Source organism: Flavilitoribacter nigricans DSM 23189 = NBRC 102662, from assembly GCF_002646595.1.
GTDB classification, from domain to species: Bacteria; Bacteroidota; Bacteroidia; order Chitinophagales; family Saprospiraceae; genus Flavilitoribacter; species Flavilitoribacter nigricans.
Genome location: NZ_PDUD01000083.1, coordinates 1 through 15,740, shown reverse-complemented (window position 1 = coordinate 15,740; position 15,740 = coordinate 1). Strand labels below are relative to the sequence as shown.

The 15,740-nt window shown below is 50.3% G+C and carries 1 protein-coding gene; it reads right to left on the bottom strand.

Features of this window, described 5'->3' with window-relative positions; translation table 11 throughout:
- On the bottom strand, nt 1-15,740 hold a 15,740-nt coding region (locus tag CRP01_RS42650; RefSeq protein WP_099155918.1), incomplete at both ends, for a hypothetical protein.

Here is a 15,740-nt window from a genome sequence, read left to right as displayed (position 1 = left end):
GTGTAATCACAAGCTTCCGTGATCGTCAAGCCATAGGCCGCTTCCTGGCCGGTGATGTCTACCGGTGTTTCGGAGTAATCCGCCAGGCTCGTGGTTGCATCACAGGCTTCGATCGTATCGTCATCCGGAGCAGTAACTACTGGAGCAGTGGTATCATCAATCGTGATGGTTTGTACGTCCGTGCCGACATTCAAGCACTCGTCGGTTACCGTGAACGTACGCGTGATTACGATCGGACAAGTGCCGGCTTGCGTATCCACATATGTGACGGTGTAATCACAGGCTTCCGTAACCGTAAGGCCGTAAGCGCCTTCCTGGCCGGTAATATCTACCGGCGTTTCTGAATAATCCGTCAGACCAGTCGCTACATCACAGGCTTCAATCGTATCATCATCCGGTGCGATTACTACCGGTGCAGTGGTATCATCGATGGTGATCGTCTGCACGTCTGTGCCTACGTTCAAGCAATCATCGGTAACGGTGAAGGTCCGCGTGATCACGATCGGACAAGAACCGGTTTGCGTATCCACATAGGTTGTGGTATAGTTACACGTTTCCGTGATCGTCAGACCGTAAGCACCTTCCTGACCGGTGATGTCTACCGGCGTCTCGGAGTAATCCGTCAAGCCAGTCGCTACATCGCAAGCTTCGATCGTATCATCATCCGGTGCCGTTACCACAGGATCGGTTGTATCACCGATGGTAATGGTTTGTACGTCCGTACCCACATTCAAACATTCATCGGTTACGGTGAACGTACGTGTTATCACAACCGGACAAGTGCCCGTTTGCGTATCTACATAAGTGGTGGTGTAATTGCAGGCTTCCGTAATGGTTAAGCCATAAGCGCCCTCCTGTCCGGTAATATCTACCGGCGTTTCTGAGTAATCCGCTAGTCCGCCACCAATATCGCAAGACTCAATCGTATCATCGTCTGGAGCAGTTACTATCGGTGCGGTGGTATCATCGATCGTAATAGTTTGAACATCCGTACCCACATTCAAACATTCATCGATTACCGTGAAGGTCCGCGTGATTACGATTGGGCAGGTACCGGCTTGGGTATCTACATAAGTTGTGGTGTAGTTGCAGGCTTCCGTCACTGTCAGGCCATAAGCGCCTTCCTGACCCGTGATATCCACTGGCGTCTCGGAGTAATCCGTCAGACCAGTGGCGACATTACAAGCTTCGATCGTATCATCGTCTGGTGCAGTTACCACCGGAGCGGTCGTATCATCAATGGTAATCGTTTGTACATCGGTGCCAACGTTCAAACACTCATCGGTCACGGTGAAGGTCCGTGTAATTACGATTGGGCAGGTGCCAGCCTGGGTGTCTACATATGTTGTCGTGTAGTTACAAGCCTCCGTCACCGTCAGTCCGTAAGCACTTTCCTGGCCCGTAATATCTACTGGAGTTTCAGAGAAATCCGTCAGACCGGTCGCTACATCGCACGCTTCAATCGTATCATCGTCCGGGGCGGTAACTACCGGTGCGGTCGTATCGTCGATGGTGATCGTCTGTACGTCCGTACCAACGTTTAAGCACTCATCGGTCACCGTGAAGGTCCGCGTAATCACAACTGGGCAGGTACCGGTCTGCGTATCTACGTAAGTCGTGGTGTAGTTACAAGCCTCCGTAATGGTGAGGCCATAAGCGCCTTCCTGACCGGTAATATCGACTGGCGTCTCGGAGTAATCCGTCAGACCGGTCGCTATATCGCAAGCTTCGATCGTATCATCATCCAGTGCGGTGACTACCGGGGCGGTCGTATCATCTATCGTAATGGTTTGTACATCCGTACCCACATTCAAACACTCGTCGGTTACCGTGAAGGTACGCGTAATCACAACTGGGCAGGTACCGGCCTGGGTATCTACATAAGTTGTGGTGTAATTACAGACTTCCGTCACTGTAAGGCCGTAAGCACCTTCCTGGCCAGTAATATCGACTGGCGTCTCGGAGTAATCCGTTAAACCGGTCGCTACATCACAAGCTTCGATTGTATCATCATCCGGAGCGGTAACTACCGGTGCGGTCGTATCATCAATCGTGATCGTTTGTACATCCGTGCCGACATTCAAACACTCATCCATTACCGTGAAGGTACGCGTGATCACCACCGGACAAGTGCCGGCCTGGGTATCTACATAGGTTGTGGTATAGTTGCAAGCTTCCGTGATCGTCAGGCCGTAAGCACCTTCCTGGCCAGTGATATCAACTGGTGTCTCAGAGTAATCTGTCAGACCAGTTGCCACATCGCAAGCTTCAATTGTATCATCATCCGGAGCCGTTACCACCGGATCCGTTGTATCTCCAATGGTGATCGTTTGTACATCCGTACCTACATTCAAACATTCATCCGTTACCGTGAACGTCCGCGTGATGACCACCGGACAGCTACCGGCCTGCGTATCAACATAAGTCGTGGTATAGTTACAGGCTTCGGTAATTGTTAAGCCATAATTACCTTCCTGACCGGTAATATCTACCGGCGTTTCTGAGTAATCCGCTAGCCCGCCACCTACATCGCAAGACTCGATCGTGTCATCGTCTGGTGCAGTGACTATCGGTGCGGTCGTATCGTCAATCGTGATCGTTTGTACATCCGTGCCGACGTTCAAGCATTCATCAGTTACCGTGAACGTCCGTGTAATGACGATTGGGCAGGTGCCGGCCTGGGTGTCGACGTAAGTCGTAGTATAAGCACAAGCTTCCATGATGGTTAATCCGTATGCGCCTTCCTGACCGGTGATATCGACTGGAGTCTCGGAGTAATCCGTCAGACCAGTGGCGACATTACAAGCTTCGATCGTATCATCGTCTGGTGCAGTTACCACCGGAGCGGTCGTATCATCAATGGTAATCGTTTGTACATCGGTGCCAACGTTCAAACACTCATCGGTTACCGTGAACGTTCGGGTGATCACGATTGGACAGGTGCCCGTTTGCGTATCTACGTAAGTTGTGGTATAGTTACAAGCTTCGGTGATGGTTAAACCATATGTGCCTTCCTGTCCGGTAATGTCTACCGGAGTCTCGGAGTAGTCCGTCAGACCACCCGCAATATCGCACGCTTCAATCGTATCATCATCCGGAGCAGTGACTACTGGATTAGTGGTATCATCAATCGTGATCGTTTGTACATCTGTACCCACATTCAGACACTCATCGGTTACCGTAAAGGTCCGCGTAATGACGATTGGGCAGGTGCCCGCTTGCGTATCTACATAAGTTGTCGTGTAAGCACAAGCTTCGGTGATGGTTAGACCGTAAGCGCCTTCCTGACCGGTAATGTCCACCGGAGTTTCAGAGTAATCAGCAAGACCACCAGCTATATCACACGCTTCGATCGTATCATCATCTGGAGCAGTGACTACTGGTGCGGTCGTATCATCGATCGTGATCGTTTGTACGTCCGTACCTACATTCAGACACTCATCGGTTACCGTGAACGTCCGCGTGATCACGATCGGGCAGGTACCGGCTTGCGTATCCACATAAGTGACGGTGTAATCACAGGCTTCCGTAATAGTCAAGCCGTAAGCACCTTCCTGGCCAGTAATATCTACTGGCGTCTCGGAGTAATCCGTCAGACCGGTCGCTACATCGCAGGCTTCGATCGTATCATCATCCGGTGCGATTACTACCGGTGCAGTTGTGTCATCAATCGTGATGGTTTGCGTATCGGTGCCTTCATTGAGACATTCATCAATCACGGTGAATGTACGCGTGATTACGACCGGACAAGTGCCCGTTTGCGTATCCACGTAAGTCGTGGTATAGTTACAAGCTTCCGTGATCGTCAGACCATAAGCTCCTTCCTGGCCGGTGATATCAACTGGTGTCTCAGAGTAATCCGTCAGACCAGTTGCCACATCGCAAGCTTCAATTGCATCATCATCCGGTGCGGTTACAACTGGATCCGTTGTATCTCCAATGGTGATCGTTTGTACATCCGTACCTACATTCAAACATTCATCGGTCACCGTGAACGTCCGCGTAATCACCACCGGACAGCTACCGGTCTGCGTGTCAACATAAGTCGTAGTATAATTACAGGCTTCGGTAATTGTTAAGCCGTAAGCGCCCTCCTGGCCGGTAATATCTACCGGCGTTTCTGAGTAATCCGCTAGCCCACCACCTACATCGCAGGACTCGATCGTGTCATCGTCTGGGGCCGTAACTACTGGATTAGTGGTATCATCAATCGTGATCGTTTGTACATCCGTACCAACATTCAAACACTCATCGGTTACCGTGAAGGTCCGCGTAATTACGATTGGGCAGGTACCGGCCTGTGTATCTACATAAGTTGTGGTGTAATTACAGGCTTCCGTGATCGTCAGACCATAAGCGCCTTCCTGACCGGTGATATCCACTGGCGTCTCGGAATAATCCGTTAAAGCGGTCGCTACATCACAAGCTTCGATTGTATCATCATCCGGGGCGGTAACTACCGGATTAGTGGTGTCATCAATGGTGATCGTTTGTACATCCGTACCGACATTCAGACACTCATCGGTTACTGTGAAGGTCCTCGTAATGACGATTGGGCAGGTACCCGTTTGCGTATCTACGTAGGTCGTAGTGTAATTACAATTTTCCGTGATCGTCAGACCATAATTACCCTCCTGGCCAGTGATGTCTACCGGAGTTTCGGAGTAATCGGTAAGGCCAGTTGCCACATCGCAAGCTTCGATTGTATCATCATCCGGTGCAGTGACTACCGGTGCGGTCGCATCGTCGATGGTGATCGTCTGTACGTCCGTACCAACGTTTAAGCACTCATCGGTCACCGTGAAGGTACGCGTGATTACGATCGGGCAGGTACCGGCCTGCGTATCCACATAAGTTGTGGTGTAGTTACAGGCCTCGGTAACGGTAAGGCCGTAAGCGCCTTCCTGACCGGTGATATCCACTGGCGTCTCGGAATAATCCGGTAAACTGGTGGTTGCATCACAGGCTTCGATCGCATCATCATCCGGAGCGGTGACTACCGGTGCAGTCGTATCATCAATCGTAATGGTTTGTACATCCGTGCCTACATTCAAACACTCGTCAGTTACCGTGAAGGTACGCGTAATCACAACTGGACAGGTACCGGCTTGGGTGTCTACATAGGTCGTAGTATAATTACAAGCCTCAGTCACCGTCAGTCCGTAAGCACCTTCCTGGCCGGTGATATCCACTGGAGTCTCGGAGTAATCCGTTAAACCGGTCGATACATCACAAGCTTCGATTGTATCATCATCCGGAGCGGTCACTACCGGATTAGTGGTGTCATCAATCGTGATCGTTTGTACATCGGTGCCGAAATTCAAGCACTCATCGGTCACGGTGAAGGTCCGAGTAATGACGATTGGGCAGGTGCCAGCCTGGGTGTCTACATATGTTGTCGTGTAGTTACAAGCTTCCGTAATAGTTAAGCCATAATTACCTTCCTGACCGGTAATATCTACCGGAGTTTCGGAGTAATCCGTCAGGCCGGTCGCTACATCGCAAGCCTCAATTGTATCATCATCCGGTGCCGTTACCACAGGATCCGTTGTATCTCCAATAGTGATCGTCTGTACATCGGAGCCTACATTCAGACATTCATCGGTTACCGTGAACGTCCGCGTGATCACCACCGGACAGCTACCGGTCTGCGTGTCAACATAAGTCGTGGTATAATTACAGGCTTCGGTAATTGTTAAGCCATAAGCGCCCTCCTGGCCGGTAATATCTACCGGCGTTTCTGAGTAATCTGCCAGCCCACCACCTACATCGCAGGACTCGATGGTATCATCGTCCGGTGCGGTAACTACCGGTGCGGTTGTATCATCGATGGTAATGGTCTGCACGTCGGTGCCTACATTCAGGCATTCGTCGGTAACTGTGAAGGTCCGTGTGATCACGATCGGGCAAGTACCGGTCTGCGTATCAACATAAGTTGTGGTGTAATTACAGGCTTCCGTGATCGTCAGACCATAAGCGCCTTCCTGACCGGTGATATCGACTGGCGTCTCGGAATAATCCGTTAAACCGGTCGCTACATCACAAGCTTCGATTGTATCATCATCCGGAGCGGTAACTACCGGATTAGTGGTGTCATCAATGGTGATCGTTTGTACATCCGTACCGACATTCAGACACTCATCGGTTACTGTGAACGTACGCGTGATCACGATCGGGCAAGTTCCAGCTTGCGTATCTACATAAGTCGTGGTATAGTTACAGGCTTCGGTGATCGTTAAACCGTATGTGCCTCCCTGACCGGTAATGTCAACCGGCGTCTCAGAGTAGTCCGCTAATCCACCGGCAATATCACAAGCTTCAATCGTATCATCATCCGGAGCGGTGACTACCGGTGCGGTGGTATCGTCGATGGTGATCGTTTGTACGTCCGTACCAACGTTTAAGCACTCATCCGTTACCGTGAAGGTCCTCGTGATCACGATTGGGCAGGTACCGGCCTGCGTATCTACATAGGTCGTAGTATAGTTACAAGCCTCCGTAATGGTGAGGCCATATGCGCCTTCCTGACCGGTAATATCTACTGGCGTCTCGGAGTAATCAGTAAGTCCGCCAGCAATATCACAAGCCTCAATCGTATCATCATCCGGTGCGGTGATTACCGGGGCGGTCGTATCGTCGATCGTGATAGTTTGTACATCCGTACCTACATTCAGACACTCATCGGTTACCGTGAACGTCCGCGTGATCACGATCGGGCAGGTACCGGTTTGCGTATCCATATAAGTGACGGTGTAATCACAGGCTTCCGTAATAGTCAAGCCGTAAGCACCTTCCTGGCCGGTGATGTCTACTGGCGTCTCGGAATAATCCGTCAAACCAGTCGCTACATCGCAGGCTTCAATCGTATCATCGTCCGGAGCGGTAACTACCGGATTAGTGGTGTCATCAATCGTGATCGTTTGTACATCGGTGCCTACGTTCAAACACTCGTCAGTTACCGTGAACGTTCGCGTAATTACGATCGGGCAGGTGCCGGCCTGAGTATCTACATAGGTTGTGGTATAGTTACAAGCTTCCGTAATAGTTAAGCCATAATTACCTTCCTGACCGGTAATGTCTACCGGCGTCTCAGAATAATCCGTCAGACCAGTGGCTAAATCGCAAGCTTCAATCGTATCATCATCCGGTGCCGTTACCACTGGATCCGTTGTATCTCCAATGGTGATCGTTTGTACGTCCGTGCCAACATTTAAACATTCATCGGTTACCGTGAACGTCCGCGTGATGACCACCGGACAGCTACCGGCCTGCGTATCAACATAAGTCGTGGTATAGTTACAGGCTTCATTGATTGTTAAGCCATAAGCGTCCTCCTGGCCGGTAATATCTACCGGCGTTTCTGAGTAATCCGCCAGTCCGCCACCAACATCGCAAGACTCAATCGTGTCATCGTCTGGAGCAGTGACTATCGGTGCGGTCGTATCGTCAATTGTGATTGTTTGTACATCCGTGCCAACGTTCAAGCATTCATCGGTTACCGTAAAGGTCCGCGTGATCACGATTGGGCAGGTGCCGGCCTGGGTGTCTACATAAGTCGTGGTGTAAGCACAAGCTTCCGTGATCGTCAGACCATAAGCGCCTTCCTGACCGGTGATGTCTACCGGTGTCTCGGAGTAGTCCGCTAATCCATTAGCAATATCACACGCTTCGATTGTATCATCATCCAGAGCGGTAACTACCGGGTTAGTGGTGTCATCAATGGTAATCGTTTGTACATCGGTGCCTACGTTCAAACACTCGTCGGTTACCGTGAAGGTTCGTGTGATAACGATTGGGCAAGTTCCAGCTTGCGTATCTACATAAGTTGTGGTATAGTTACAAGCTTCGGTGATGGTTAAACCGTATGTGCCTTCCTGACCCGTGATGTCTACCGGAGTCTCGGAGTAGTCCGCTAATCCACCAGCAATATCACACGCTTCGATTGTATCATCATCCGGAGCGGTGACTACCGGGTTAGTGGTGTCATCAATTGTGATCGTTTGTATATCCGTACCTACGTTCAAGCACTCATCGGTTACCGTGAAGGTCCGCGTAATCACGATCGGGCAGGTTCCGGCTTGCGTATCTACATAAGTAGTGGTGTAGCTACAAGCCTCCGTAATGGTGAGACCGTAAGCGCCTTCCTGACCCGTAATGTCCACTGGAGTTTCTGAGTAATCAGCAAGTCCGCCAGCAATATCACAAGCCTCAATCGTATCATCATCCGGAGCCGTAACTACCGGATTAGTCGTATCATCAATCGTGATCGTTTGTACATCGGTACCGACGTTCAGACACTCATCGGTTACCGTGAAGGTCCGCGTAATCACGATCGGGCAGGTACCGGCCTGGGTATCTACATAAGTCGTAGTGTAGTTACAAGCCTCCGTCACCGTCAGACCATAAGCGCCTTCCTGTCCGGTAATGTCTACCGGCGTCTCGGAATAATCAGTAAGACCAGAGGCAACGTCACAAGCTTCGATCGTATCATCATCCGGAGCCGTTACCACTGGATCCGTCGTATCACCGATCGTAATAGTTTGTACGTCTGTACCAACATTCAAGCATTCATCGGTTACCGTAAAGGTCCGAGTGATTACGATCGGACAGGTGCCGGCCTGGGTATCTACATAAGTCGTAGTATAATTGCAGGCTTCCGTAATGGTTAGGCCATAATTACCTTCCTGTCCGGTAATATCTACCGGAGTCTCAGAATAATCCGCCAGTCCGCCACCAACGTCGCAAGACTCAATGGTATCATCGTCTGGTGCTGTCACTACCGGGGCAGTCGTATCGTCTATCGTAATCGTTTGTACGTCCGTACCCACATTCAAACATTCATCGGTTACTGTGAAGGTCCGGGTGATTACGATTGGACAGGTACCAGCCTGGGTATCTACATAAGTCGTGGTATAGTTACAAGCCTCAGTCACCGTCAGGCCGTAAGCGCCTTCCTGACCCGTGATGTCCACCGGAGTCTCGGAGTAGTCCGCTAAGCCATTAGCAATATCACAAGCTTCAATCGTATCATCGTCTGGTGCCGTTACCACTGGAGTGGTAGTATCATCAATTGTGATCGTTTGTAAATCCGTACCCACATTCAAGCACTCGTCGGTTACCGTGAAGGTCCGCGTGATCACGATTGGGCAGGTACCGGCTTGCGTATCTACATAAGTGGTGGTGTAGTTACAGGCTTCCGTAACAGTCAGACCGTATGCTCCTTCCTGACCGGTGATATCAACTGGAGTCTCGGAGTAATCAGTAAGGCCAGTGGCAATATTACAAGCTTCAATCGTATCATCATCCGGTGCCGTAACTACCGGATTAGTGGTGTCATCAATGGTGATCGTTTGAACATCGGTGCCGACGTTCAAGCACTCATCGGTTACCGTGAAAGTCCGCGTGATTACGATTGGGCAGGTTCCGGCTTGCGTATCCACGTAAGTAGTCGTGTAGTTACAGGCTTCTGTGATCGTCAGGCCATATGCTCCTTCCTGACCGGTAATATCTACCGGCGTCTCGGAGTAATCCGTCAGACCGGTCGCTACATCACAAGCTTCAATCGTATCATCATCTGGAGCCGTTACCACCGGATCGGTTGTATCGCCGATCGTAATGGTTTGTACGTCCGTTCCTACATTCAAACACTCATCGGTTACCGTGAAGGTACGCGTGATGACGATCGGGCAGGTACCCGCCTGAGTATCTACATAAGTCGTAGTGTAGTTACAGGCTTCCGTAATGGTTAAACCGTAAGCACCTTCCTGGCCGGTGATATCTACTGGCGTCTCAGAGTAATCCGTCAGACCAGTGGCTACATCACAAGCTTCAATCGTATCATCATCCGGAGCCACTACTACCGGATCGGTAGTGTCACCGATCGTGATAATTTGTACATCGGTACCTTCATTCTGACATTCGTCAACAACAGTAAATGTACGCGTGATTACCAACGGACAAGTACCGGCTTGACTATCTACATAAGTGATCGTATAATTACAGGCCTCCGTAACAGTTACACCGTACGCTGCCTCCTGCCCAGTAATATCAACTGGAGTCTCAGAGTAGTCAGCTAAGCCAGTAGTTACACTGCAGGCTTCAATCGTATCATCATCCGGGGCGACCACTACTGGATCGGTGGCGTCTCCAATCGTGATCGTTTGGACATCCGTACCGACATTCAAACACTCATCGGTTACGGTGAAAGTCCGCGTGATCACAACCGGGCAGGTGCCGGTCTGCGTATCCACATAAGTTGTAGTATAGTTACAAGCCTCAGTTACCGTTAAGCCGTAGGCGCCCTCCTGGCCAGTGATGTCCACTGGTGTTTCGGAGTAATCAGCAAGTCCCGTAGTTACTTCACAAGCTTCAAATGCATCATCGTCCGGAGCGGTGACTACCGGTGCGGTCGTATCATCAATCGTGATCGTTTGTACATCGGTGCCTACATTCAAACACTCATCCGTAACCGTAAAGGTCCGCGTAATTAAGATCGGGCAGGTGCCGGTCTGCGTATCCACATAAGTCGTAGTATAGTTACAAGCTTCCGTAATAGTTAAGCCGTAATTGCCTTCCTGACCGGTAATGTCTACTGGCGTTTCAGAATAATCCGCCAGACCTCCAGCAATATCGCAAGCTTCGATCGCATCATCGTCTGGTGCAGTAACTACCGGATCCGTTGTATCATCAATGGTGATCGTTTGTACATCGGTGCCGACATTCAAACACTCATCGGTTACGGTGAAAGTCCGGGTGATCACAACCGGGCAGGTACCAGCCTGAGTGTCTACATAAGTCGTAGTATAGTTACAAGCTTCCGTAATAGTTAAGCCGTAAGCGCCTTCCTGACCAGTGATATCTACTGGCGTTTCGGAGTAGTCAGTAAGTCCGCCGGCAATATCGCAGGCTTCAATCGTATCATCATCCGGTGCCGTGACTACTGGATTGGTCGTATCATCAATCGTGATTGTTTGTACATCAGTACCGACATTCAGACACTCATCGGTTACCGTGAAGGTCCGCGTAATCACAACTGGACAGGTACCGGCTTGGGTGTCTACATAAGTCGTAGTATAGTTACAGGCTTCCGTGATCGTCAAACCGTAAGCACCTTCCTGGCCAGTGATATCTACTGGAGTCTCAGAGTAATCGCCCAGACTTGTAGTTGCATCACAAGCTTCGATCGTATCATCATCCGGAGCGGTGACTACCGGTGCGGTGGTATCGTCAATGGTGATCGTTTGTACATCCGTACCGACATTAAGACATTCATCGGTTACCGTGAACGTACGTGTAATGACGATTGGGCAGGCACCCGCCTGCGTATCCACGTAAGTTGTGGTGTAGTTACAAGACTCTGTCACCGTCAGGCCATAAGCACCTTCTTGACCGGTTATGTCTACCGGCGTTTCTGAGTAATCAGCGAGGCCGCCAGCAATATCGCAAGCCTCAATCGTGTCATCATCCGGGGCGGTAACTACCGGAGCTGTCGTGTCATCAATCGTAATGGTTTGCGTATCGGTGCCTTCATTGAGACATTCATCAATAACGGTAAATGTACGCGTAATCACAATCGGACAAGAACCGGTCTGGGTATCGACATATGTTGTCGTGTAAGCACAAGCCTCGGTGATCGTGAGGCCGTAAGCACCTTCCTGACCGGTAATGTCTACCGGCGTTTCTGAATAGTCGGCTATGCCGTCGGCAATATCACAAGCTTCGATCGTATCATCGTCTGGTGCAGTTACTACCGGGTCGGTCGTATCATTGATGGTAATGGTTTGTACGTCTGTACCCACATTCAAGCATTCATCGGTCACGGTAAAGGTCCGTGTAATTACGATCGGGCAGGTGCCGGCTTGAGTATCTACATAAGTCGTAGTATAGTTACAAGCTTCAGTAATGGTTAAGCCATAAGCGCCTTCCTGTCCAGTAATATCTACCGGCGTTTCTGAATAGTCAGATAAACTTGTAGTTGCATCACAGGCTTCGATTGTATCATCGTCAGGAGCGGTAACTATCGGAGCTGTCGTATCATCAATGGTGATCGTTTGTACATCCGTGCCTACGTTCAAACACTCGTCAGTTACCGTGAAGGTCCGCGTAATCACGATTGGGCAGGTACCGGCCTGGGTGTCTACGTAAGTCGTAGTGTAGTTACAAGCTTCCGTAATGGTTAGGCCGTAAGCGCCTTCCTGACCCGTGATGTCTACCGGAGTTTCAGAGTAATCCGCCAGTCCTCCAGCAATATCACAAGCCTCAATTGTATCATCATCTGGTGCAGTGACTACCGGTGCAGTTGTATCGTCAATGGTGATGGTTTGTACATCGGTACCGACATTCAAGCACTCATCGGTTACCGTAAAGGTTCGCGTGATCACGATTGGGCAGGTTCCCGCTTGCGTATCCACGTAAGTGGTAGTGTAATTACAAGCCTCCGTTACAGTTAAGCCATACGCTCCTTCCTGACCGGTAATATCTACCGGAGTCTCGGAGTAATCAGCTAATCCTCCAGCGATATCACACGCCTCAATCGTATCATCATCCGGTGCCGTGACTACTGGATTGGTCGTATCATCAATCGTGATTGTTTGTACATCAGTACCGACATTCAGACACTCATCGGTTACCGTGAAGGTCCGCGTAATCACAACTGGACAGGTACCGGCCTGGGTGTCTACATAAGTCGTAGTATAGTTACAGGCTTCCGTGATCGTCAAACCGTAAGCTCCTTCCTGACCAGTAATATCTACCGGAGTCTCGGAGTAATCAGCTAGGCCGCCGGCGATATCGCAAGCTTCAATCGTATCATCATCCGGGGCAGTAATTACTGGATTAGTGGTGTCATCAATCGTGATCGTTTGTACATCCGTTCCTACATTCAAACACTCATCGGTTACCGTGAAGGTCCGCGTAATTACGATTGGACAGGTACCGGCCTGGGTATCAACATAAGTCGTAGTGTAGTTACAAGCTTCCGTGATCGTCAGCCCATAAGCGCCTTCCTGACCGGTGATGTCCACCGGAGTCTCGGAGTAATCAGCCAGACCGCCGGCTATATCGCAAGCTTCAATCGTATCATTATCCGGAGCCGTAACTACTGGATTAGTCGTATCATCAATCGTGATCGTTTGCACATCCGTACCTACATTGAGACATTCATCGGTTACCGTGAAGGTCCGCGTAATGACGATTGGGCAGGTACCGGCTTGAGTGTCGACGTAAGTTGTGGTATAGTTACAAGCTTCCGTCACCGTCAGACCATATGCCCCTTCCTGACCGGTAATGTCAACCGGGGTCTCAGAGTAATCCGCTAATCCGCCAGCGATATCACACGCTTCAATCGTATCATCATCCGGGGCGGTCACTACTGGATTAGTGGTATCATCAATCGTGATCGTTTGCACATCCGTTCCAACATTCAGACACTCATCGGTTACGGTAAAGGTCCGCGTGATTACAATTGGACAGGTGCCGGCTTGAGTGTCGACATATGTTGTCGTGTAAGCACAAGCTTCGGTGATGGTTAAGCCGTAAGCGCCTTCCTGACCGGTGATGTCCACCGGCGTTTCAGAGTAATCCGCCAGACCACCGGCAATGTCACAAGCTTCAATTGTATCATCATCCGGTGCCGTGACTACCGGGTTAGTGGTATCATCAATCGTGATCGTTTGCACGTCGGTACCCACATTCAGACACTCATCGGTCACCGTGAAGGTCCGCGTAATTACGATCGGGCAGGTTCCGGCCTGCGTATCTACATATGTTGTTGTGTAGTTACAGGCTTCTGTGATCGTCAGACCGTATGCCCCTTCCTGACCGGTAATGTCCACCGGAGTCTCGGAGTAATCAGCCAGGCCACCGGCTATATCGCACGCCTCAATCGTGTCATCATCCGGAGCTGTAACTACCGGATTAGTGGTATCATCAATGGTGATCGTTTGTACATCCGTACCGACATTCAAACACTCATCGGTCACCGTGAAGGTCCGCGTAATGACGATTGGGCAGGTACCGGCCTGGGTATCCACGTAGGTTGTCGTGTAAGCACAAGCTTCGGTAATGGTGAGACCATATGCCCCTTCCTGACCGGTAATGTCAACCGGAGTCTCGGAGTAATCCGCTAATCCACCGGCAATATCACACGCTTCAATTGTATCATCATCCGGAGCCGTAACTACCGGATTAGTGGTATCATCAATCGTGATCGTTTGTACGTCTGTACCGACATTCAGACACTCGTCGGTTACCGTGAAGGTCCGCGTGATCACGATCGGACAGGTGCCGGCCTGGGTATCTACATAAGTGGTCGTGTAAGCACAAGCTTCCGTGATCGTCAGACCATAAGCTCCTTCCTGACCGGTGATATCGACTGGCGTCTCGGAATAATCCGTTAAACCGGTCGCTACATCACAGGCTTCGATTGTATCATCATCCGGAGCGGTAACTACCGGATTAGTGGTATCATCAATCGTGATGGTTTGTACATCCGTACCTACATTCAAGCATTCGTCGGTTACCGTGAAGGTCCGCGTGATTACGATTGGGCAGGTACCCGCCTGGGTATCTACATAAGTCGTAGTATAAGCACAAGCTTCGGTGATGGTGAGGCCGTAAGCGCCTTCCTGACCGGTTATATCAACTGGCGTTTCGGAGTAATCAGCTAGTCCACCGGCAATATCACACGCTTCAATCGTATCATCGTCTGGAGCCGTAACTACCGGGTTGGTGGTATCATCAATCGTGATCGTTTGTATATCCGTACCCACGTTCAGACACTCATCGGTTACCGTAAAGGTCCGGGTAATGACCACCGGACAGCTACCGGTCTGCGTATCAACATAAGTTATGGTATAATTACAGGCTTCGGTAATTGTTAAGCCATAAGCGCCCTCTTGGCCGGTAATATCTACCGGAGTTTCTGAGTAGTCCGCTAATCCACCAGCAATATCGCACGCTTCAATCGTGTCATCATCTGGGGCGGTCACTACCGGATTAGTGGTATCATCAATCGTGATCGTTTGCACGTCCGTTCCTACATTCAAACACTCATCGGTTACCGTGAAGGTCCGTGTGATGACGATCGGGCAGGTGCCGGCCTGGGTGTCTACATATGTGGTGGTATAAGCACAAGCTTCAGTAATCGTCAGACCATAAGCTCCTTCCTGACCCGTAATATCTACTGGCGTTTCGGAATAATCCGTTAAACCGGTCGCTACATCACACGCTTCGATTGTATCATCATCTGGGGCGGTCACTACCGGATTAGTGGTATCATCAATCGTGATGGTTTGTACGTCGGTGCCGACGTTCAAACACTCGTCGGTTACCGTGAAGGTCCGCGTGATTACGATTGGGCAGGTACCGGCCTGGGTATCTACGTAAGTGGTAGTGTAAGCACAGGCTTCCGTGATCGTCAGACCATACGCTCCTTCCTGACCGGTAATGTCTACTGGCGTTTCAGAATAATCAGCCAGTCCTCCAGCAATATCACAAGCCTCGATTGTATCATCATCCGGGGCAGTGACTACCGGATTAGTGGTGTCATCAATCGTGATGGTTTGTACATCCGTACCGACGTTCAAGCACTCATCGGTTACCGTGAACGTCCGCGTAATGACTATTGGACAGGTACCGGACTGGGTATCTACATAAGTAGTGGTGTAGTTACAGGCTTCCGTCACCGTCAGACCGTATGCTCCTTCCTGACCGGTAATGTCTACTGGAGTTTCAGAGTAATC